The following is a 19,458-nucleotide window of genomic DNA, read 5'->3' as shown; positions in this document are numbered from 1 at the left end:
ATTCTTGTTAACAGAAGTAAGTGCATTAACAATTTTTACTATTAATGCGCCATTTATCGATTGCCGAAGGCGGTTTGCGCCCTGATTCATGAGGTTTTGCGATGTCCAACCCCAGTATTTTGATCGCCGGTTGCGGTGATGTCGGCAGCCGTCTGGCTCGCCAGTTGGTGGCTCTTCAATGGCCGGTGTATGGCTTGCGTCGCCAGGTTGAGCGGCTGCCGGAAGGTGTTATCGGGGTGGCTGGCGATCTGTTCGAGGCCACGATCCCTGAGAGCTGGCCTTCTACGTCGATTGATTATTTGGTGTATTGCGCCGCGGCAACCGACCATGATGAGGCGGGGTATCGAGCCGCTTACATTGAGGGGCTGAGCCATGTCCTGAGCTGGCTTGAACAATGCGGTCAGAGCCCCAGGCGTGTCCTGTTCGCCTCCAGCAGCAGCGTCTATGGGCAGCAGCACGGGGAGTGGATTGACGAAGCGTCCGAGACGCAGCCGGTGGGTTATTCCGGTCAAATCATGCTAGATGCGGAGCAGTTAGCGCTTGGCAGCGGCTTGCCCACCAGCATCGTGCGTCTGACTGGCATTTACGGCCCGGGGCGTGAATGGTTGCTGAGCCAGGTCCGTCAGGGCTATCGGGTGGTTGAAGAGCCGCCGCTGTATGGCAATCGTATTCATGCCGAGGACGCTGCGGGTCTATTGGCCTTCCTGCTACAGGCTGATGCGCAGGGGCGGGCGCTCGAGGATTGTTATATCGGCGTGGATGACGACCCGGCTGCACTGGCGGATGTGGTTGCCTGGCTGCGTGAGTATATGGGCGTTACCGAGTGGTCGGATGAGGCCAAGGTGCGGCGCACCGGGAGCAAGCGCTGCAGCAATGCAAGGGCTCGCGCCTTGGGGTGGGTGCCCAGGTATGCCAGCTTCAGGGAAGGGTATGCCGCGATCCTTGAAGGCTGATGCACGCGCCTGTAGGAGCAGGGTTCACCCGCGATGGCCTCACCGCAATTTGCCTGATACACCGCGGTGAGACCATCGCCGGCAAGCCGTGCTCCTACAGGTGGTATCACTGGCGCTGCAGCACCCAGCGACGAGCACCGGGGTGTAGATCCGGCATTTCGTCATTCGCCGCTTGGTTGACGGCCTGGAGAATCTCCAGCTGCTTGCCATCACGGACGAAGATCCACGGGTTGCCCTTTTGGTTCTGTTCCAGCCAGAGGCTGTCGAACTCACCGCTCATGGCGGCGCAATCGCCTGCCAGGCACAGGGCATAACGGTCGGCGCCGGGCATCCCGTTGATTTGGCCATTGGCGCCAAATCGCACGGTGCTACCTTGCCCCGGACCCTCGACGATTTTCCACTCGCCGCCCAGATACGCGGTGTAAAGCGCCTGTTCAAAGGTGGTACCGACGGGGGCTTCCAGAGGGGCGGGTGCCGTGGCTCGCTCGAAAGTCTGCTCCGGGCCGGATTCGCTGCCCGCCTGAATCAGTTCATCGTCATCTTCGGTCAATGTCTCTGCGTTGCCGTAGAAATCCACTTGCCACTGATCATCGCCATTGGCTTGCAGCGTGCCTGTGCCGACTTCAAAGCCGTTGCTGAAGGTAGCCTGGGCGGCTTTGACGTTGATGCGCCATTCAAGGTTGGGACCATTGGCGAGCAGGGCCTGGCGCAGGTTTACACCCTTGGCGGCAGCATCGATGGCGTTCTGATTGATCCAGGTGCCGCTGTTTTCACGGTCGGCGTGACTGGCGCAGCCGCTCAGCACGGCGGCCAGCAGCGTTAGGGCAAGCGCGTGGCGCATGAGGGGGTCCTTCCAGGGCTTTGATGCGGTGAAAGGCGGGCGCCGTTCACCGCTCAGGTATTACTCGAGGACGAGAATGGCGTCCATTTCAACTTGCGAGCCGCGTGGCAGTGCTGCCACGCCGATAGCGGCGCGAGCGGGGTATGGCTGTTCGAAATAACGACCCATGACTTCGTTGACCTTGGCAAAGTGGCTCAGGTCGGTCAGGAAGATGTTCAGCTTGACGATGTCCTTGAACGAACCGCCAGCGGCTTCGGCCACGGCTTTCAGGTTTTCGAAGACCTGGACGGTTTGTGCTTCGAAGCCTTCGACCAGTTCCATGGTTTTAGGATCGAGCGGGATCTGACCGGACATGTAGACGGTGTTGCCAGCCTTGATCGCCTGAGAATAAGTGCCGATGGCTGCGGGTGCCTTGTCGCTGGTGATGACAGTCTTGGTCATGAGTGACTCCTTGGAATTGATGGGCTACGCACGCATCCGCGTGATACGGATGACCCCGGTCAGGGCGCGCAATTTCTTGATCACACGGGCCAGATGAACACGGTCGTGAACACTGACCACCAGCTGGACCACGCTGATGCGGCCATCGCGTTCGTCCATGCTGATTTTTTCGATGTTGCCGTCGGCGGCGTTGACGCTGCTGGCCAGCAGGGCAATCAGGCCGCGCTGGTGCTCGAGCTCCACACGCAGCTCGACATTGAATTCGCCGGTGACATCCTTGGCCCAGGAGAGCTGGATGCATTTTTCCGGGTTGTGGCGGATTTCGCTGATGTTGCGGCAGTTTTCCAGGTGAACCACCATGCCTTTACCGGCCGACAGGTGCCCAACGATCGGGTCGCCCGGGATTGGCGTGCAGCATTTGGCGTAGCTGAGCACCAGGCCTTCGGTACCGCGAATGGCCAGCGGCCCTTCGGGGCTTGGCAGCTGTGTGCCATCGGTGGACAGCAATCGTCGCGCCACCACATAGGCCATGCGATTGCCCAGGCCGATGTCTTCGAGCAAGTCTTCGATCAACTCCAGGCGGTATTCGTGGAGCATCGCCTGGATGCGCTCTGCCGGTATCTTGTCCAGGGCACTGTCAAACCCATTGAGGACTTTGTTCAGCAGGCGTTCGCCCAGGTTGATCGACTCGGAGCGGCGCTGCAGCTTGAGGGCATGACGGATATGCGTGCGGGCTTTGCCGGTGACCACGAAATTGAGCCAGGCCGGGTTCGGACGGGCACCCGGTGCGCTGACGATCTCGACCGTCGAGCCGCTTTGCAGGGGTTCGGACAAAGGCGCCAGGCGACGGTTGATTCGGCAGGCAATGCAGCTGTTGCCCACATCGGTGTGTACCGCATAAGCGAAGTCGACGGCCGTGGAGCCTTTGGGCAGCTCCATGATCCGGCCCTTGGGCGTGAACACATAGACCTCGTCCGGGAACAGGTCGATCTTCACGCTCTCGATGAATTCCAGCGAGTTGCCGGCACGTTGCTGCATTTCGAGCACGCCCTTGACCCATTGGCGAGCGCGGGCATGGGTGCCTTTGGGCTGCTCGTCGTCACTGGACTTGTAGAGCCAGTGGGCGGCGATGCCGTTATTGGCCATCTCTTCCATTTCGCGGGTGCGAATCTGGATCTCGATGGGCACCCCGTGCATGCCGAACAGGGTGGTGTGCAGCGACTGGTAACCGTTGGCCTTGGGGATCGCGATGTAATCCTTGAAGCGCCCTGGCAACGGCTTGTACAAATTGTGTACGGCGCCGAGTACGCGGTAGCAGGTGTCGACCTTGTCGACCACGATGCGAAACGCGTAGACGTCCATGATCTCGTTGAAGGCGCGGCGCTTGCCGCGCATCTTCTTGTAGATGCCGTAGAGGTGCTTCTGGCGGCCACAGACATCGCCTTCGATACCGTCGACAGCCAGGCAATGGCTGAGCGATTCCTCGATCTTGTTGACGATTTCCTTGCGGTTGCCGCGGGCGCGGCGTACGGCGCGATAGATCAGCGCCGAGCGCATTGGGTACATCGCCTTGAAGCCCAGGTCTTCGAACTCTACGCGCACATTGTGCATGCCCAGCCGGTTGGCGATGGGGGCGTAAATTTCAAGGGTTTCCTTGGCAATGCGGCGGCGCTTTTCACCGGACAGGACTTCCAGCGTGCGCATGTTGTGCAGGCGGTCGGCGAGCTTGACCAGGATCACGCGAATGTCGCGAGCCATGGCCATGGCCATCTTCTGGAAGTTTTCGGCCTGGGCCTCGGCCTTGGTCTCGAAGTTCATCTGGGTCAGCTTACTGACCCCGTCCACCAGTTCGGCGACGGTTTCGCCAAATTGCGCGCAGAGCGCTTCCTTGGCGATGCCGGTGTCTTCGATGACGTCATGCAGCATGGCTGCCATCAGGCTCTGATGGTCCATGTGCATGTCGGCAAGGATATTGGCCACTGCCAGCGGATGCGTGACATAGGCTTCGCCGCTGCGACGGCGTTGGCCGTCGTGGGCTTGTTCGGCGTAGAAGTACGCTCGGCGGACCAGGTTTACCTGGTCGTGGCCAAGATAGGTCGAGAGACGATCAGCGAGGGCGTCTATGCTCGGCAAGATAATACCTCCCGCCGATAGACTGGACCCTGCGCCGTACAACGTCGACCAGGCATAGGCTTAGACGGCCTCGTTGGCCTCGTCTTCGAACGCGGCGAAGAGTGGCTCGTCTTCGACGATTTCTTCGTTGGCGATCATTTCGTAGCTTACCAGGCCTTCGGCGATTTCACGCAGGGCCACAACGGTAGGCTTGTCGTTTTCCCATGCCACTTTTGGCTCTTTGCCGCCGGTAGCCAGTTGACGAGCACGCTTGGTAGAGAGCATGACCAGTTCAAAACGGTTATCCACGTGTTCTAGGCAATCTTCAACGGTTACGCGGGCCATGGTCTTCCTCGTAGCAAATGCGGTGTGCAGCCCGAATGGGCGAGCGGACTCGATAGTTTAAAAAATCACCAGCGATTAGGGAAGCGCTGATTTCAAGCGAGCCGATTCGAAAGCGTCGCGGGCCCATGCCAGGGCCTTTGCGACAGCTTAATCGAGTTGGCTTCAGGCCAGCAACTGGCTCAGCAATTCGCCGAAACGCTGTTGTTGTGGCTTTTGCTTGAGGCGATTGGCGCGGAAAATCGCCTTCAGGTCTTCCAGCGCATGGGCGAAATCGTCATTGATCACCAGGAAGTCATACTCGACGTAATGGCTCATTTCGCTGACGGCTTCACGCATGCGGCCCTCGATGATCTCATCGCTGTCGGTGCCGCGGTTGGTCAGGCGCTGGCGCAGGGCCTGTTGACTCGGCGGCAGGATGAAGATCGAGCGGGCGTCGGGGATCAGCTTGCGAACCTGCTCGGCACCCTGCCAGTCGATTTCCAGGATCAGGTCATGGCCTTCGTCCAGGGTCCGCTGCAGCGTGCTTTGCGAGGTGCCGTAGTGGTTGCCGAAGACTTCGGCCTGCTCCAGGAAATCCCCGTGCTCGATCATGCGCATGAATTCGGCGCGATCGACGAAGTGGTAGTTCACCCCGTCGATTTCGCCGGGGCGCATGGCGCGAGTGGTGTGCGAGACCGAGACGCGGATGTTCGGCTCAGCGTCGATGAGTGCTTTCACCAGGCTGGTCTTGCCTGCGCCCGAGGGGGCCGAAACGATATAAAGGGTGCCGCTGCTGTGGTTCATTTCAAAGGTGGCCTTACTCAATGTTCTGCACTTGTTCACGCATTTGCTCGATCAATACCTTCAGGCTTACCGCCGCCTGGGTGCTGCGTGGGTCGAAAGCTTTGGAGCCCAGGGTATTGGCTTCGCGATTGAGCTCCTGCATCAGGAAGTCCAGGCGCCGACCGGCAGCCCCGCCGGCCTTGAGGACGCGGCGTACTTCGTTGATGTGGGTGCTGAGCCGGTCGAGCTCTTCGGCAACGTCGCTTTTTTGCGCCAGCAGGACCATTTCCTGTTCCAGGCGCTGGGGGTCCAGCTCTGCCTGCATGTCGGTAAAACGGTCGAGGATCTTTTGCCGCTGGGTGGCTAGCATCTGCGGCACTTGGGTGCGCAGGGTCGCGACTTCACGGGTCATGTTGTCCAGGCGCTCGTTGATCAGCCGGGCCAGCTCCGCGCCTTCACGGTCACGGCCGCTCTTGAGCTCGGCCAGCGCTTCGCCGAACAGCTCCAGTGCCGCGTTGTTCAGGGCCTGCGGATCATTGGCATCAGCCACCAGTACCCCAGGCCAGGCCAGCACTTCGAGCGGGTTGAGCGGCGCAGGGTGCTTGATCAGGCTGGCGACGGTTTCAGCGGCCGCCACCAGTTGGGCAGCGCGTTCACGGTCGACCTGCAGGGGGCTGCCGGCGGTTTCCTCGACCAGGCGCAAGGTGCATTCGACCTTGCCACGCGAGAGGCCCTGGCGCAGTGCTTCGCGAACCGCGCCTTCCAGGTCGCGAAGAGCGTCGGGCAGGCGCAGATGCGGCTCCAGGTAGCGATGATTGACCGATCGCAGTTCCCAACTGAGGGTGCCCTGGATGCCAGCCCGTTCGACACGGGCAAAGGCGGTCATGCTGTGCACCATGGGAAATACCTCGCGCAAGAGTGGTAGAAGAGCCGACAGGCCGGTAAAAGGCCTGAATTGTAGCGCAGTGCGACAGGCGCGCCCAATCAGCTGATGGTACAAAGACTCTTGATGGCGTCACAAAATCCCGACGGACGCCGCCAAGCCAAAGCCTGCGGGGCTATCCGACGATCGGTCGGGGTGCGGTTTTTTTTAAAGTGTGACCGCTGTCAATCGGGGGCTCTATAATGCTGGGCAGATTTGTGTCCCCTCAGTACAGGTATCCCAGATGAAACGTCCAAGTGGTCGCGCTGCCGATCAGCTCCGCTCGATCCGCATCACCCGCAACTACACCAAACACGCCGAGGGATCCGTACTGGTCGAGTTCGGAGACACCAAGGTCATTTGCACGGTCAGCGTCGAAAACGGTGTGCCGCGTTTTCTAAAAGGCCAGGGCCAAGGCTGGTTGACCGCCGAATACGGCATGCTGCCGCGCGCCACTGGCGAGCGCAACCAGCGTGAAGCCAGCCGCGGCAAGCAAGGTGGCCGTACCCTGGAGATCCAGCGCCTGATCGGCCGTTCCCTGCGCGCCGCGCTGGACATGAGCAAGCTGGGCGACATCACCCTGTACGTCGATTGCGACGTTATCCAGGCTGATGGCGGTACCCGTACCGCATCGATCACCGGCGCCATGGTTGCGTTGGTGGATGCTCTGCGCGTGGTCAAGAAGCGTGGCGGCCTGAAAGGTGGCGACCCGCTCAAGCAGATGATCGCTGCTGTTTCGGTGGGCATGTATCAAGGTGAGCCGGTCCTGGATCTGGATTACCTGGAAGACTCCGCGGCCGAAACTGACTTGAACGTCGTCATGACCAGCACCGGCGGCTTCATCGAAGTCCAAGGCACCGCCGAAGGCGCGCCATTCCAGCCGCACGAGCTGAATGCGATGCTCGCATTGGCGCAAAAGGGCATGACCGAACTTTTCGAACTGCAGCAGGCCTCGCTGGCCGACTGAGTATGATTTGCGGGAGAACAGCATGAGTGATGAACCAATCCCTCTACCCACCCCCAGTGCCAATGTGCGCCAGTGGGCGATGTTCTGCCATTTGGCGTCGTTCTGTGGGCTGTTTTTCCCGTTCGGTAACTTGCTCGGCCCCTTGCTCATTTGGCAATTGAAAAAGGATCTGGATCCTTTTGTTGATGCCCAGGGCAAGGAAGCGCTGAACTTCCAGGTCACGGTCACCATTGCTTCGCTGATCTGTTTCTTGCTGATGATCGTGGTGATCGGGTTTGCACTGTTGGGTTTTGTCGTGATTGCTGCGGCCATCCTGGCGATCATCGCAGCGGTCAAGGCCAATGAAGGCCAGCCTTATCGTTACCCGTTCACCTGGCGAGTGATCAAATAACCACCAGATGCAAAAAAGCCGACTTCGAAGTCGGCTTTTTTGTATCTGGTGGCTGACTAGATCGTCAGCGTCCAGTCGTAGTCCACGATCAGCGGCGCATGCTGGGAGAAGCGCGGCTGACGCGGCAGGCGTGCACTGCGGACAAACCGGCGCAGGCCAGGGGTCAGCAGCTGGTAGTCGAAGCGCCAGCCCAGGTTGAGCATCTCGGCCTGTTCGTTGTCTGGCCACCAGCTGTACTGGTCGCCTTCACGGCTGACTTCGCGCAAGGCGTCGACATAGCCCATGTTGCCGACGATCTCGTCCATCCAGGCGCGCTCGGGGGCAAGGAAGCCCGGCGACTGCTGGCTGTCGCGCCAGTTTTTGATGTCGAGCTTCTGCTGCGCCACATAGAGCGAACCGCAGTAGATGTACTCGCGACGTTTGCGCCGTTGCTTGTCCAGGTAGCGGGCGAAGTCGTCCATGAACTTGAACTTCTGGTTCAAGTCTTCATCGCCGTTCATGCCCGATGGCAGCAACAGGGTGGCAATACTGACTTTATCGAAATCTGCCTGCAGGTAGCGCCCGTAGCGATCAGCCGTCTCAAAACCCAGACCGCTGATGACTGCCTTCGGCTGCAACCGCGAGTAAAGTGCCACGCCACCCTGGGCGGGAACTTCGGCATCGCAGGCGTATAAGAAGTAACCGTCCAGTTGGAAGGCTGCATCGTCCAGTTCGAAGGCGGAGGCACGGGTGTCCTGCAAGCAGATGACGTCGGCATTCTGAGCTTGCAGCCAACTGAGCAAACCACGCTCGACTGCAGCCTGAATACCATTAACGTTGACACTGATGATCCGCATAAATGGCCCCAAAAATCTCGTGCGTGTATGATACCCGAGCTCTACCTAATTAGCTAAATCCGTGGTATTCGAGACTCTTTCATGCAGCCGTATCAGCGCGACTTCATCCGCTTTGCCATCGATCGTGGGGTTCTGCGCTTCGGTGAATTTACCCTGAAATCAGGGCGTACCAGCCCGTATTTCTTCAATGCCGGCCTGTTCAACAGTGGCTCGGCCCTGGCGCAGCTGGGGCGTTTCTACGCGGCGGCCATTGTTGAAAGCGGCATTAGCTTTGATGTTCTGTTCGGGCCGGCCTACAAAGGCATCCCGTTGGCAGCCGCCACAGCGGTGGCGCTGGCCGAGCATCATGACCGCGATTTGCCCTGGTGCTTCAACCGCAAGGAAGCCAAGGCCCACGGCGAAGGCGGAAGCCTGGTCGGCGCGCCATTGGCCGGCGACGTACTGATCATCGACGATGTGATCACCGCAGGCACCGCGATCCGCGAAGTCATGCAGATCATCCAGGGCCAGAACGCCAAGGCGGCCGGGGTGCTGATCGCACTCAATCGTCAGGAGCGTGGCAATGGCGAGCTGTCAGCGATCCAGGAAGTGGAACGCGACTTCGGCATGCCGGTGGTCAGCATTGTTTCGCTGAACCAAGTGTTGGAGTTCCTGGCCGACGACCCGGCGCTCAAGCAGCACTTGCCGGCGGTTGAAGCCTATCGAGCCCAATACGGTATCTAGCAGGACTTGCGTGTCATCGTTCATCGCAGTGGTCCGGCATTCCGGCAAGCCTGGCTCCTACATTGAAGGTAGGAGCCAGGCTTGCCGGAATGCCGGACCACTGCGATGGCCGTTACGCAATCCATCAGTTGCAACAAAAAAAGGCCCTGCGATTGCAGGGCCTTTTTTTGTTGGGGCGTGTATCAGTGACGCTTGCGGTTGCTGATCAGGGTACCTACACCGCTGTCGGTGAAGATTTCCAGCAGTACTGCGTTAGGTACGCGACCATCAATGATGTGCGAGCTGTTGACGCCACCCTGGACGGCTTCCAGCGCGCAGCGGATCTTGGGCAGCATGCCGCCGTAGATGGTGCCATCGGCGATCAGGCCGTCGACTTGCTCGGTCGTCAGGCCGGTCAAGACCTGACCTTGCTTGTCCATCAGCCCGGCGATGTTGGTCAGCAGCATCAGCTTCTCGGCCTTCAGGGCCTCGGCAACCTTGCCAGCCACCAGGTCAGCGTTGATGTTGTACGACTCGCCATCGGCGCCCACGCCAATCGGCGCGATCACGGGAATGAAGTCACCCTTGACCAGCATGTTCAGCAGGTCGGTATTGACGCCGACTACTTCGCCCACGTGGCCGATGTCGATGATTTCAGGGGTGGTCATTTCCGGTGTCTGGCGGGTAACAGTCAGCTTTTTCGCACGAATCAGCTGGGCATCCTTACCGGTCAGGCCGATGGCGCTGCCGCCATGGCTGTTGATCAGGTTGACGATGGACTTGTTCACCTGGCCCCCCAGGACCATTTCGACCACGTCCATGGTTTGCGCATCGGTCACGCGCATGCCGTCGATGAAATGGCTCTCGATCGACAGGCGCTTGAGCAGGTCACCGATTTGCGGGCCGCCACCGTGCACTACCACAGGGTTGATGCCGACTGCTTTCATCAGCACCACATCGCGAGCGAAGCCGTTCTTGAGCTCCTCGCTCTCCATAGCGTTGCCGCCGTATTTGATCACCAGCGTCTTGCCGACGAAGCGGCGGATGTAGGGCAGCGCTTCGGACAAAACCTTGGCGACGTTAGCGGCTGCATCGTGTTCGAGGGTCATGCGGGGCTCCAGAGGAACAAGTCGATCAGAACGGTAGTTGGAGGTCAGGTGCAACGCGTTTCAGCTGGGCGTGGAACACCTGCTGGATACGCGCAAGCTCGGCATCATTGTCGGCCTCGAAGCGCAGCACCAGTACCGGCGTGGTATTGGAGGCGCGAACCAGGCCCCAGCCATGGGGATAGTCGACCCGCACACCGTCGATGGTGGTCAGGCTGGCGTCGCCCCATTGAGCGTCGCGTTGCAAGGCATCAATGATGCTGAATTTAGTCACGTCGGTCACATCAATATTGATTTCCGGCGTAGAAATATCGTTCGGGAAGGCCGCGAACAGGTCTTCAGCGTTGTCATTGCCTTTGGCGAGGATCTCCAGCAGGCGTGCCGCGCTGTAGATGCCATCGTCGAAACCGAACCAGCGTTCCTTGAAGAAAATGTGCCCGCTCATTTCGCCAGCCAGCAAGGCACCGCTTTGCTTCATCTTCTTTTTGATCAACGAGTGACCGGTTTTCCACATCAGCGAGCGACCGCCGTAACCCTCGATCAGTGCCTTGAGGCGACGGGTGCATTTCACGTCATAGATGATCTCGGCACCCGGATTGCGGGCGACTACATCCTTGGCGAACAGCATCAGCAGGCGATCAGGGTAGACGATGCTGCCGGTGTTGGTGACCACGCCTACGCGGTCGCCATCGCCATCGAAGGCCAGGCCCAGGTCGGCGTTGGTTTCCTTGACCTTGGCGATCAGGTCTTCAAGGTTTTCTGGCTTGCCCGGGTCCGGGTGATGGTTGGGGAAGTTACCGTCGACGTCGCAGAACAGCGGAATCACCTCACAGCCCAGCGCCTCGATCAACTGCGGTGCGATGACGCCAGCCGCGCCGTTGCCGCAATCGACCACCACCTTGAGTTTGCGCGCAAGCTTGATGTCGTCGCGAATGTGCTGGGCATAGCGCTCCAGGATTTCGACATTCTCGACACTGCCTTGCGCCGCGGGCAGGTTGTTCTGCGCGATGCGCTCGTACAGTGCCTGGATCTGCTCGTTGGCCAGGGTGTCGCCGGCAATGACGATCTTGAACCCGTTGTAATTGGACGGGTTGTGGCTGCCGGTCAGCATCACGCCAGATTTGCCGGCCAGCACATTGGCGGCGTAGTACAGCGCCGGGGTCGGCACCAGGCCGACGTTGCTGACCTGGCAACCGGCATCGCGAATGCCTTCGATCAGGCGCTGGACGAGCTCTGGGCCGCTCAGGCGACCGTCACGGCCCACCGAAACGTTCGGCTCACCTTGTGCCAGGCTTTGCGCGCCGATGGCGCGGCCGATCCAGTAAGCGTCGTCAGCGTGCAGCGTTTCGCCGACGATGCCACGGATGTCATAAGCACGAAAAATGCTTTGCAGGATGGTTGGAACGGCTGTGGCGATGCTATTCATAGGCGGGAATTCTCCGAATTCGTAGTGGGCTGATCTTCATCTTGAATGTCACCGATCGCCTGTCTGGCAGGCGATTACATCGGATGAGGGTAGGCTCAAACTGATCCCTTGGACGGAATTTATGCCCTGGAGTTCGTTTGAGCGCTGTCCCGATGGTCGGTAGAGCCACAAAAAGCTTCGCAGGCAAGTCCGGTGGTCCGGTACTTCAGTGCTCGCGAGTTACATCATCAATGGCTGCCAGAATGGCCGAAACCACCGGCGCCACGCTGGCTTTCATCGAACTGCTCGACGATGTCGAAATGCGCCTGAACCACAGGTACCAGCACCAGTTGAGCGATGCGTTCGCCAACAGCGATGGTGAAGGGGGTCTGGCCACGGTTCCAGCACGACACCATCAGCTCGCCCTGGTAGTCGGAGTCGATCAGGCCGACCAGGTTGCCCAGCACGATGCCGTGCTTATGGCCCAGGCCCGAGCGCGGCAGGATCAGGGCTGCAAGGCCTGGGTCGCCGACATAGATCGACAAGCCGGTCGGAATCAGCAGCGTCTGGCCGGGTTCGAGCACCGTTTCCTCTTTGAGCATGGCACGCAGGTCCAGGCCGGCGGAGCCGGGGGTTGCGTACTGTGGCAGCGGGAATTCACTGCCGATGCGTGGGTCGAGGATCTTGGCTTGTAAGGCGTGCATGTGTGGTTAAACCTGATTGAGACGGTCGGCAATAAACGCGATCAGCTGGCGGGCAATCTTGCCTTTGCTGGTCTGGGCGAAGAGTGTTTCTTGAAGCTTTCGATCGATCACGCTGCAGGCGTTTTCCTCACTGTTGAAGCCGATGCTGGGGTTGGCCACATCGTTGGCGACAATCAGGTCGAGGTTTTTGTCTTTGAGCTTGCGTGCGGCGTAATCGAGCAAGTGTTCGGTTTCGGCGGCGAAGCCGACGCTGAACGGGCGATCCGGACGGGTTGCGATGGTGGCGAGAATATCGGGATTGCGCACCATCTGCAGCAACAGGCCGTCGCCGGTTGTAGGGTCTTTCTTGAGTTTTTGCGGGGCAACGACTTCTGGACGGTAATCCGCCACGGCTGCAGAGGCGATGAACAGGTCACAGGGGATCGCTGCTTCGCAGGCGGCCAGCATGTCGCGCGCACTGACTACGTCGATGCGCGTGACCCGGTCTGGCGTCGGCAGGTGCACGGGCCCTGTGATCAACGTGACGCGCGCACCGGCTTCGACTGCAGCTTCTGCCAGGGCAAAGCCCATTTTGCCGGAGCTGTGGTTGGTGATGTAGCGCACCGGGTCGATGTTTTCCTGGGTGGGGCCTGCGGTAATCAGCACATGTTTGCCGGTCAGCAGTTGGCGCTGGAAGCAACTGGCGGCGCATTCGGCCAGGTCCGTGGCTTCAAGCATGCGCCCAAGGCCGATGTCTCCGCAGGCCTGGCTGCCGGAGGCCGGGCCGAATACCTTGAGGTTGCGGCTTTGCAGCAGCTCCAGGTTGGCTTGGGTGGCCTGGTCACGCCACATGGCCTGGTTCATGGCAGGCGCCAACGCGACGGTGGCGTCGGTGGCCAGCACCAGGGTGGTCAGCAGGTCATTGGCCATGCCTTGGGCCAACCGCGCGATCACGTCGGCAGTGGCGGGGGCGATCAGGACCAGGTCTGCCCATTTGGCCAGCTCGATATGACCCATCGCAGCTTCCGCGGCGGGGTCAAGCAGGTCCATGTGGACCGGGTGGCCGGATAGGGCCTGCATGGTCAGCGGGGTGATGAACTCACTGCCGCCACGGGTCATTACCACACGCACTTCAGCGCCGTGCTCAAGGAGTCGGCGAACCAGTTCTGCGCTCTTGTAGGCGGCAATGCCGCCGCCGACGCCGAGAACGATGCGCTTACGATACAGCCGCTGCATAGGCCTGCCTTTTGATCAGTGTTGACACGACGACAGCGATGCCTTCCCAGGCCCGATATCGCGAAAAAAAGATGGGCTAAGATAGCACAGCGCTTGCTACGGAACAGCGGCGCTCAACCTGTACATGGAGGTGTCATGAGTATTCGTGAGTGGCCTGCGGCGGAGCGGCCGCGCGAGAGGCTGTTGGAAAACGGTGCGGCGAGCCTGTCGGATGCCGAACTACTGGCCATTTTTTTGCGCACAGGCGTCAGCGGCCGTAGTGCCGTGGACCTGGCGCGGTATCTGCTGGAGCAATTCGGCAGCTTGCGAGCATTGTTGGAGGCGGATCTTCCCGCGTTCAGCGCGCACCTGGGGCTGGGGCCGGCCAAGTTTGCCCAACTGCAGGCCGTGCTGGAAATGGCCAGGCGTCATCTGGCCGAGCGCTTGCGGCGCGAATCGGCGCTGGAAAGCCCCCAGGCCGTTCGGGACTATCTCAAGGCTCAGCTGCGGCACGAGCCCCATGAGGTGTTCGGCTGTCTGTACCTGGACTCCAAGCATCGCGTCCTGGCTTTCGAGATTCTTTTTCGCGGCACCATCGCCGGCGCCAGCGTGCACCCACGCCAAGTGGTCAAGCGCGCCTTGGCGCACAATGCCGCAGCGCTCATTCTCTGCCATAACCATCCTTCCGGGGTCAGTCAGCCCAGCCAGGCTGACCGGGTGTTGACCCGGCAGCTGCAGAAATCGCTGGAGCTTATCGACGTCCGGGTGCTCGACCATTTCATTGTCGGCGAGGGTGAGCCGCTGTCGATGGCCGAATTCGGTTGGCTTTAGGGCGTGACCGTGACCTTTGAGAAGTCCTGGCGGCCAAACGGGCTGACTTCATAGCCTTGCACGTTCTTGCGCATCAGCACCGCTGCGGTGGGGTGCGCAAGCGGCAGCCACAGGGCCTGTTGCTGGATCTGAGTCTGCGCCTGCTGATAGAGCTTGGTGCGCACACCTTGCTCGTTGGTGGTCTTGGCGGCACTGATCAGCTTGTCCAGGCCTTGCTCGCAGTAGCGGGCGAAGTTGGTCCCCGATTCCACGGCCGCGCAGGAAAACTGCGGGGTCAGGAAGTTGTCCGGGTCGCCGTTGTCACCGGCCCAACCCATGAACAGCAGGTCATGCTCACCGGCCTTGGCGCGGCGGATCAGTTCACCCCATTCGATCACTTTGATCTCAGCCTTGATGCCGACCTTGGCCAGGTCTGCTTGCAACAGTTGGGCGCCCAGGCTCGGGTTGGGGTTGAGCAGGCTACTCGACGGGCGTGTCCAGATCGTGGTGCTGAAGCCTTCCTTCAACCCGGCCTTGGCGAGCAGGGCGTGGGCCTTGTCAGGGTCGTAGCTGTAGCCGGGTAGCTCGCTGGCATAGCTCCAGGTGTTCGGCGGGTAGGGGCCGTTGGCCGCTTGCGCGGTGCCTTCGAATACTGCCTTCAGGTAGCTGGGCTTGTCGAAGGCGAGGTTGATCGCCTGGCGAACCTCCGGTTTATCCAGTGGCGCATGCTGGGAGTTGATCCCCAGGAAGGCGGTCATGAAGGCCTCGGTTCTTTCGACCTTCAAGGCCGAGTCCTGGCCTGCCGCTGCAATATCCAGCGGCTTGGGAGACAGGGCGATCTGGCATTCGTTGCTGCGCAATTTCTGCAGGCGCACGTTCGCGTCCGGGGTGATGGCGAAGATCAGCGGGTCGACTGCAGGCTTGCCGGCAAAGTAGTCAGGGTTGGCCTTGTAGCGCACCACGGCATCTTTCTGGAAGCGATTGAAAATGAACGGGCCGGTGCCGATCGGCTGGTTGTTGAGCTTTTCCGGTTTTCCGGCATCGAGCAGCTGCTCGGCATATTCGGCCGAGTAGATAGAGGCAAAGCCCATGCTGAGGGTCGCCAGGAAGGTCGAGTCTGGACGGTTGAGGGTAAAACGCACGGTCAGTGGGTCGGTGGCGTCCACTTGTTTTATCAGGGTGCCCAGTTGCATCGACTGGGCATGTGGAAAGCCGCTTTGGGCGACTTTATGCCACGGGTTGGCCGGATCGAGCATGCGCTGGAAGCTGAACACCACATCGCGGGCGTCCAGGGTGCGCTTGGGCTTGAAGTAAGCGGTGCTGTGGAATTTGACGTCCGGATGCAGCTTGAACAGGTAAACCAGGCCGTCGGTGGACACTTCCCAGCTGTCGGCCAGGCTCGGCTTGAGCGTGCCCTGCTTGGCGTCGAAGTCCACCAGGCGGTTCATCAAGACGTCGGCCGACGCGTTGGTGGTGGTCAGCGAATTGTACTGGACCACATCGAAGCCTTCGGGGCTGGCTTCGGTACAGACGCTCAGGGCGGCAGCGCTGGCGAGCGCCGGGGCGAGCAGAGGGGCGAGTAACAATGGCAACATCGCAAGACGCATGGTTGAAATTCCTTTGCGGGTCGAAGGCCCATCTGCCGGTGCAGTCTGGTAAAGTCCCTACCCTAGTGTTCTGTTACAGAAATGACCATCCCCATTTTGCCCTACGCAACGACGAGCGGTCACGGCCCCTTGCAGCCCCATTGCAGCGGGACCTGCGCCGTGAATCAGCGCTATTGGGAAAACACAAAATGCGGCGAGTGTTGTTGCGCGCAGGTCTTTCTGGTATAAAGCAGCGCTCTTTTCTAGGGGCCCGGTTCGTGTACCAAAAGGTGCATCCGGTAAGACCCTGAAGAAACGCGGCGCCTGGCGCCAAATTGACTGAGAGATTAAGCGGCCAACCCATGCCGGGTTGGGCATGTGGTTTTAGAGGGCTGAGGCATGTCGAGAGTCTGTCAAGTTACCGGTAAGGGTCCGGTAACCGGGAATAACATTTCCCACGCAAATAACAAAACCCGTCGTCGTTTCCTGCCGAACCTGCAGCATCACCGCTTCTGGGTCGAATCCGAGAAGCGTTTTGTGCGTCTGCGCGTATCTGCCAAAGGTATGCGTATCATCGACAAGCGCGGCATTGATGTCGTGCTGGCCGAAATTCGCCTTAACGGCGCCAAGGTTTAAGGGAGAGAATCATGCGTGAATTGATCCGTCTGGTGTCGACTGCCAATACTGGCCACTTCTACACCACCGACAAGAACAAGCGCACCACTCCGGACAAAATCGAAATCAAAAAATTCGATCCGGTTGTTCGCAAGCACGTGATCTACAAGGAAGCCAAGATCAAGTAATTGATCCGGCTGACTGAAAAAGGGCCCGTATCTCAGGATACGGGCCCTTTTTTTTACCGCCGTTTATTCAATCAGCAGAAACGGAACGAGGTGATGATGCCGTCGCTCTCTGCGTTGATGTGAATACGTTCCGGGTCGTACTCACGGGTCGAGCCTTCATTTACGCCGATGACGCGGGTACGCCCGGTCAGTTCGCTGATGTAAGTCTTGACGCTGGGTACGTAACGGGTGCCGACGAGGTGGTCGATCTGCTGAAGGGCTTCTTCGTTAGTCATTGCATTGCTTCCTTTGAGTCATTGAATGCCCGTTTGGGCCATTCAATGTTCATGGCTGCAAGCTGTGCTGAAGCGGTATCTATCTATTTGGGTTCGAACATCACATAGATTTTGCGGCACGTTTCCAGCACCTCCCAAGTGCCCCGAAAGCCCGCTGGAATCACAAAACGGTCGCCAGCGCGCAGGGTCTTGGCGTTGCCTTCGTGATCACGCAGCACCGAGACACCATGGACGATTTCGCAGTACTCGTGCTCGGTGTAGTTGACCGTCCAGTGGCCCACTTCGCCTTCCCAGACACCTGCACCGAATTGGCCGCAGGGGCTACTGTAGTGATGGAAGACCGTCTGCTGCGGGTCGCCGGCGAGCACTTTCTCTGCCGCCGGCCGATAGCGTTCAGCCGCAGTGGCGGCTTGGCTGAAATCGATGATTTGATTGATATTCATACGCTGGTCCCCCGGGTTTGTTCAATAAAACGCACATCAGTAGGCGTTTGCTCAGTCTATGTCAAATATATTGATAATCCCACGGTCGGTGGTTTAGGGTGACGGTTGCCCTGGGCGGATGCTTGGTGGGCAGAGTTTTCGTTCATCGCCGTCGAGCGCTTCTCACGGCGTTGCCATCAATAAGAGGAGGAGATTCGTATGACCACCCTGACTCGCGCGGACTGGGAACAACGTGCCCGGGAGATGAAGATCGAAGGCCGTGCTTTCATCAACGGTGAATACACCGCCGCAGTGTCGAACCAGACATTCGAGTGCATCAGCCCGGTCGACGGCCGCTTTCTGGCACACATCGCCAGTTGCGATGGGGCCGATGCCCAGCGCGCCGTCGAGAACGCTCGCGCTACCTTCAATTCCGGCGTCTGGTCGCGCCTGGCGCCAACCAAGCGCAAAGCCACCATGATCCGTTTTGCCGGTCTCTTGCGTCAGCACGCACAGGAATTGGCGCTGCTTGAAACCCTGGACATGGGCAAGCCGATCAACGATTCGCTGAACATCGATGTGCCTGGCGCTGCCCAGGCCCTGAGCTGGTGTGGCGAAGCGATCGACAAGATCTACGATGAAGTGGCGGCCACCCCGCACAATCAGCTGGGCCTGGTGACTCGTGAAGCGGTGGGCGTTGTCGCGGCCATCGTGCCGTGGAACTTCCCACTGCTGATGGCCTGCTGGAAGCTGGGGCCCGCACTGTCCACCGGTAACTCGGTGATCCTCAAGCCTTCGGAAAAATCCCCGCTGACCGCCATTCGTATCGCCCAGTTGGCGGTAGAAGCCGGTATTCCGGTGGGCGTGCTGAACGTGCTGCCGGGCTATGGTCACACCGTTGGCAAGGCGTTGGCCCTGCACATGGACGTCGATACCCTGGTGTTCACAGGCTCCACCAAGATCGCCAAGCAACTGATGATCTACGCCGGTGAGTCGAACATGAAACGCGTCTGGCTGGAAGCGGGCGGCAAGAGCCCGAACATCGTCTTCGCTGATGCGCCGGATCTTCAGGCCGCTGCCGAGGCGGCGGCCAGCGCCATCGCGTTCAACCAGGGTGAAGTCTGCACCGCAGGCTCGCGCCTGCTGGTGGAGCGCTCGATCAAGGATAAATTCCTGCCCATGGTGGTCGAGGCACTCAAGGCCTGGACGCCGGGTAACCCGCTGGATCCGGCGACCACTGTGGGTGCCCTGGTGGACACCCAGCAGATGAACAACGTGCTGTCTTACATCGAGGCCGGTCACAACGATGGCGCCACGTTGTTGGTGGGTGGCAAGCGCACCTTGCAGGAAACCGGCGGCACTTATGTGGAGCCGACCATTTTCGATGGCGTCAGCAATGCCATGAAAATCGCCCAGGAAGAAATCTTCGGCCCGGTGCTTTCGGTGATCGCCTTCGACAGCGTCAAAGAGGCTATCGACATCGCCAACGATACGGCCTACGGCCTGGCGGCCGGTATCTGGACCTCGGATATCTCCAAGGCCCACCTGACCGCCAAGGCGCTACGCGCCGGTAGCGTCTGGGTCAATCAGTACGATGCGGGTGACATGACCGCGCCGTTTGGCGGCTTCAAGCAATCGGGCAACGGCCGTGACAAGTCGTTGCACGCGTTCGACAAGTACACCGAGCTGAAAGCGACCTGGATCAAGCTGTAACGTCCATCGCCCCTGGCCTGTAGCCGCTGCCGATAGGCTGCGATGCGGCCCGTCAGGGGCGCTAATGCGGGTCTTAGGTCTCTGCGACCGCGTTGCGGTCGATCGCAGCCTGGCGGCAGCGGCTACAGGTCGACCACAGAGCGGCAGCGGCGATCTGTCACAGGAGTG

The 19,458-nt window shown here is 60.0% G+C and carries 21 protein-coding genes and 1 pseudogene; 8 read left to right on the top strand and 14 right to left on the bottom strand.

Annotated elements, in window-relative coordinates; all coding sequences use genetic code 11:
• The first annotated feature begins 101 nt into the window (after positions 1-101).
• Positions 102-953 (top strand): NAD-dependent epimerase/dehydratase family protein, encoded by an 852-nt coding sequence (locus tag AC3IX4_RS28345; protein ID WP_489258597.1) that lies wholly within the window; start codon positions 102-104, stop codon positions 951-953.
• A 106-nt stretch (positions 954-1,059) separates the two neighbouring features.
• On the opposite strand, the gene AC3IX4_RS28340 is transcribed toward AC3IX4_RS28345, so the two are convergent.
• The 6 genes from AC3IX4_RS28340 to AC3IX4_RS28315 form a co-directional block, all read right to left on the bottom strand.
• On the bottom strand, positions 1,060-1,794 hold the full coding sequence (locus tag AC3IX4_RS28340) for a hypothetical protein (RefSeq protein WP_489258596.1): 735 nt from the start codon (positions 1,792-1,794) through the stop codon (positions 1,060-1,062).
• Positions 1,795-1,854: 60 nt separating this feature from the next.
• Positions 1,855-2,235, bottom strand: a complete 381-nt coding sequence (locus AC3IX4_RS28335) for a RidA family protein (protein WP_043861567.1) — start codon at positions 2,233-2,235, stop codon at positions 1,855-1,857.
• 24 nt (positions 2,236-2,259) lie between these two features.
• Positions 2,260-4,368, bottom strand: a complete 2,109-nt coding sequence (gene spoT, locus AC3IX4_RS28330; protein ID WP_489258595.1) for a bifunctional GTP diphosphokinase/guanosine-3',5'-bis pyrophosphate 3'-pyrophosphohydrolase — start codon at positions 4,366-4,368, stop codon at positions 2,260-2,262.
• A gap of 60 nt (positions 4,369-4,428) precedes the next feature.
• Positions 4,429-4,692: a DNA-directed RNA polymerase subunit omega gene (gene rpoZ / locus AC3IX4_RS28325; RefSeq protein ID WP_489258594.1), complete on the bottom strand. Its 264-nt coding sequence runs from the start codon at positions 4,690-4,692 to the stop codon at positions 4,429-4,431.
• Between the two features lie 162 nt (positions 4,693-4,854).
• A complete protein-coding gene (gene gmk, locus AC3IX4_RS28320) occupies positions 4,855-5,475 on the bottom strand; it encodes a guanylate kinase (protein ID WP_489258593.1) in 621 nt (206 codons plus the stop codon).
• A 13-nt stretch (positions 5,476-5,488) separates the two neighbouring features.
• The gene (locus tag AC3IX4_RS28315) at positions 5,489-6,352 is read right to left on the bottom strand and encodes a YicC/YloC family endoribonuclease (RefSeq protein WP_489258592.1); all 864 of its coding nucleotides are present in this window, start codon (positions 6,350-6,352) and stop codon (positions 5,489-5,491) included.
• 268 nt (positions 6,353-6,620) lie between these two features.
• Here AC3IX4_RS28315 and rph point away from each other — a divergent pair, with 268 nt between their 5' ends.
• Both rph and AC3IX4_RS28305 read left to right on the top strand, forming a co-directional pair.
• A complete protein-coding gene (rph, locus tag AC3IX4_RS28310; RefSeq protein WP_489258591.1) occupies positions 6,621-7,343 on the top strand; it encodes a ribonuclease PH in 723 nt (240 codons plus the stop codon).
• A 22-nt stretch (positions 7,344-7,365) separates the two neighbouring features.
• The gene (locus AC3IX4_RS28305; RefSeq protein ID WP_489258590.1) at positions 7,366-7,734 is read left to right on the top strand and encodes a DUF4870 domain-containing protein; all 369 of its coding nucleotides are present in this window, start codon (positions 7,366-7,368) and stop codon (positions 7,732-7,734) included.
• Positions 7,735-7,790: 56 nt separating this feature from the next.
• Here the strand turns inward: AC3IX4_RS28305 and crc are convergent, their stop codons facing one another.
• Positions 7,791-8,570 carry a catabolite repression control protein Crc gene (gene crc / locus AC3IX4_RS28300; RefSeq protein ID WP_489258589.1) on the bottom strand — a complete coding sequence of 260 codons (780 nt, stop codon included), beginning with the start codon at positions 8,568-8,570 and terminating at the stop codon, positions 7,791-7,793.
• Positions 8,571-8,651: 81 nt separating this feature from the next.
• Here crc and pyrE point away from each other — a divergent pair, with 81 nt between their 5' ends.
• A complete protein-coding gene (pyrE, locus tag AC3IX4_RS28295; protein ID WP_489258588.1) occupies positions 8,652-9,293 on the top strand; it encodes an orotate phosphoribosyltransferase in 642 nt (213 codons plus the stop codon).
• Between the two features lie 182 nt (positions 9,294-9,475).
• Here pyrE and argB read toward each other — a convergent pair whose 3' ends face one another.
• The 4 genes and pseudogenes from argB to coaBC all read right to left on the bottom strand — a co-directional run bounded on the left by argB (position 9,476) and on the right by coaBC (position 13,702).
• Positions 9,476-10,381, bottom strand: a complete 906-nt coding sequence (argB, locus tag AC3IX4_RS28290; protein ID WP_489258587.1) for an acetylglutamate kinase — start codon at positions 10,379-10,381, stop codon at positions 9,476-9,478.
• A gap of 25 nt (positions 10,382-10,406) precedes the next feature.
• Positions 10,407-11,854 (bottom strand): annotated as a pseudogene (locus AC3IX4_RS28285) (phosphomannomutase/phosphoglucomutase); the annotation flags it as partial.
• Positions 11,855-12,031: 177 nt separating this feature from the next.
• Positions 12,032-12,487, bottom strand: coding sequence for a dUTP diphosphatase (gene dut / locus AC3IX4_RS28280; protein ID WP_489258586.1), 456 nt, complete (start codon positions 12,485-12,487; stop codon positions 12,032-12,034).
• A 6-nt stretch (positions 12,488-12,493) separates the two neighbouring features.
• Positions 12,494-13,702 carry a bifunctional phosphopantothenoylcysteine decarboxylase/phosphopantothenate--cysteine ligase CoaBC gene (gene coaBC, locus AC3IX4_RS28275; protein ID WP_489258585.1) on the bottom strand — a complete coding sequence of 403 codons (1,209 nt, stop codon included), beginning with the start codon at positions 13,700-13,702 and terminating at the stop codon, positions 12,494-12,496.
• A 135-nt stretch (positions 13,703-13,837) separates the two neighbouring features.
• Here coaBC and radC point away from each other — a divergent pair, with 135 nt between their 5' ends.
• Positions 13,838-14,512, top strand: a complete 675-nt coding sequence (gene radC, locus AC3IX4_RS28270; protein ID WP_489258584.1) for a RadC family protein — start codon at positions 13,838-13,840, stop codon at positions 14,510-14,512.
• Here radC and AC3IX4_RS28265 read toward each other — a convergent pair.
• Positions 14,509-16,098, bottom strand: coding sequence for an ABC transporter substrate-binding protein (locus AC3IX4_RS28265; protein WP_489258583.1), 1,590 nt, complete (start codon positions 16,096-16,098; stop codon positions 14,509-14,511). The genes radC and AC3IX4_RS28265 overlap by 4 nt on opposite strands.
• A 378-nt stretch (positions 16,099-16,476) precedes the next feature.
• On the opposite strand from AC3IX4_RS28265, the gene rpmB reads away from it, so the two are divergent.
• Positions 16,477-16,713, top strand: coding sequence for a 50S ribosomal protein L28 (gene rpmB / locus AC3IX4_RS28260; protein ID WP_489258582.1), 237 nt, complete (start codon positions 16,477-16,479; stop codon positions 16,711-16,713).
• A gap of 11 nt (positions 16,714-16,724) precedes the next feature.
• On the top strand, positions 16,725-16,880 hold the full coding sequence (gene rpmG, locus AC3IX4_RS28255) for a 50S ribosomal protein L33 (RefSeq protein WP_010225867.1): 156 nt from the start codon (positions 16,725-16,727) through the stop codon (positions 16,878-16,880).
• A 71-nt stretch (positions 16,881-16,951) separates the two neighbouring features.
• On the opposite strand, the gene AC3IX4_RS28250 is transcribed toward rpmG, so the two are convergent.
• Both AC3IX4_RS28250 and AC3IX4_RS28245 read right to left on the bottom strand, forming a co-directional pair.
• Positions 16,952-17,155 carry a hypothetical protein gene (locus AC3IX4_RS28250; RefSeq protein WP_489258581.1) on the bottom strand — a complete coding sequence of 68 codons (204 nt, stop codon included), beginning with the start codon at positions 17,153-17,155 and terminating at the stop codon, positions 16,952-16,954.
• Positions 17,156-17,238: 83 nt separating this feature from the next.
• Complete coding sequence (locus tag AC3IX4_RS28245; protein WP_489258580.1) at positions 17,239-17,598, bottom strand: cupin domain-containing protein; 360 nt, start codon at positions 17,596-17,598, stop codon at positions 17,239-17,241.
• Positions 17,599-17,796: 198 nt separating this feature from the next.
• On the opposite strand from AC3IX4_RS28245, the gene AC3IX4_RS28240 reads away from it, so the two are divergent.
• Positions 17,797-19,290, top strand: coding sequence for an aldehyde dehydrogenase (locus tag AC3IX4_RS28240; protein ID WP_489258579.1), 1,494 nt, complete (start codon positions 17,797-17,799; stop codon positions 19,288-19,290).
• Positions 19,291-19,458: the final 168 nt, after the last annotated feature.

The organism is Pseudomonas sp. KH_021 (assembly GCF_057838865.1).
Note: the sequence above shows the minus strand (reverse complement) of the source record. Positions and strands in the feature narration are given on the sequence as shown.

Excerpts from the sequence above, each read along its gene's own strand:
- coaBC (WP_489258585.1), bottom strand. The coding sequence starts at position 13,702 with ATGCAGCGGCTGTATCGTAAGCGCATCGTTCTCGGCGTCGGCGGCGGC.
- AC3IX4_RS28335 (WP_043861567.1), bottom strand. The coding sequence starts at position 2,235 with ATGACCAAGACTGTCATCACCAGCGACAAGGCACCCGCAGCCATCGGC.
- AC3IX4_RS28240 (WP_489258579.1), top strand. The coding sequence starts at position 17,797 with ATGACCACCCTGACTCGCGCGGACTGGGAACAACGTGCCCGGGAGATG.
- AC3IX4_RS28315 (WP_489258592.1), bottom strand. The coding sequence starts at position 6,352 with ATGGTGCACAGCATGACCGCCTTTGCCCGTGTCGAACGGGCTGGCATC.
- pyrE (WP_489258588.1), top strand. The coding sequence starts at position 8,652 with ATGCAGCCGTATCAGCGCGACTTCATCCGCTTTGCCATCGATCGTGGG.
- argB (WP_489258587.1), bottom strand. The coding sequence starts at position 10,381 with ATGACCCTCGAACACGATGCAGCCGCTAACGTCGCCAAGGTTTTGTCC.
- AC3IX4_RS28305 (WP_489258590.1), top strand. The coding sequence starts at position 7,366 with ATGAGTGATGAACCAATCCCTCTACCCACCCCCAGTGCCAATGTGCGC.
- dut (WP_489258586.1), bottom strand. The coding sequence starts at position 12,487 with ATGCACGCCTTACAAGCCAAGATCCTCGACCCACGCATCGGCAGTGAA.
- radC (WP_489258584.1), top strand. The coding sequence starts at position 13,838 with ATGAGTATTCGTGAGTGGCCTGCGGCGGAGCGGCCGCGCGAGAGGCTG.
- rph (WP_489258591.1), top strand. The coding sequence starts at position 6,621 with ATGAAACGTCCAAGTGGTCGCGCTGCCGATCAGCTCCGCTCGATCCGC.
- crc (WP_489258589.1), bottom strand. The coding sequence starts at position 8,570 with ATGCGGATCATCAGTGTCAACGTTAATGGTATTCAGGCTGCAGTCGAG.
- rpoZ (WP_489258594.1), bottom strand. The coding sequence starts at position 4,692 with ATGGCCCGCGTAACCGTTGAAGATTGCCTAGAACACGTGGATAACCGT.
- gmk (WP_489258593.1), bottom strand. The coding sequence starts at position 5,475 with ATGAACCACAGCAGCGGCACCCTTTATATCGTTTCGGCCCCCTCGGGC.
- AC3IX4_RS28340 (WP_489258596.1), bottom strand. The coding sequence starts at position 1,794 with ATGCGCCACGCGCTTGCCCTAACGCTGCTGGCCGCCGTGCTGAGCGGC.
- AC3IX4_RS28345 (WP_489258597.1), top strand. The coding sequence starts at position 102 with ATGTCCAACCCCAGTATTTTGATCGCCGGTTGCGGTGATGTCGGCAGC.
- AC3IX4_RS28245 (WP_489258580.1), bottom strand. The coding sequence starts at position 17,598 with ATGAATATCAATCAAATCATCGATTTCAGCCAAGCCGCCACTGCGGCT.
- rpmB (WP_489258582.1), top strand. The coding sequence starts at position 16,477 with ATGTCGAGAGTCTGTCAAGTTACCGGTAAGGGTCCGGTAACCGGGAAT.
- AC3IX4_RS28250 (WP_489258581.1), bottom strand. The coding sequence starts at position 17,155 with ATGACTAACGAAGAAGCCCTTCAGCAGATCGACCACCTCGTCGGCACC.
- AC3IX4_RS28265 (WP_489258583.1), bottom strand. The coding sequence starts at position 16,098 with ATGCGTCTTGCGATGTTGCCATTGTTACTCGCCCCTCTGCTCGCCCCG.
- rpmG (WP_010225867.1), top strand. The coding sequence starts at position 16,725 with ATGCGTGAATTGATCCGTCTGGTGTCGACTGCCAATACTGGCCACTTC.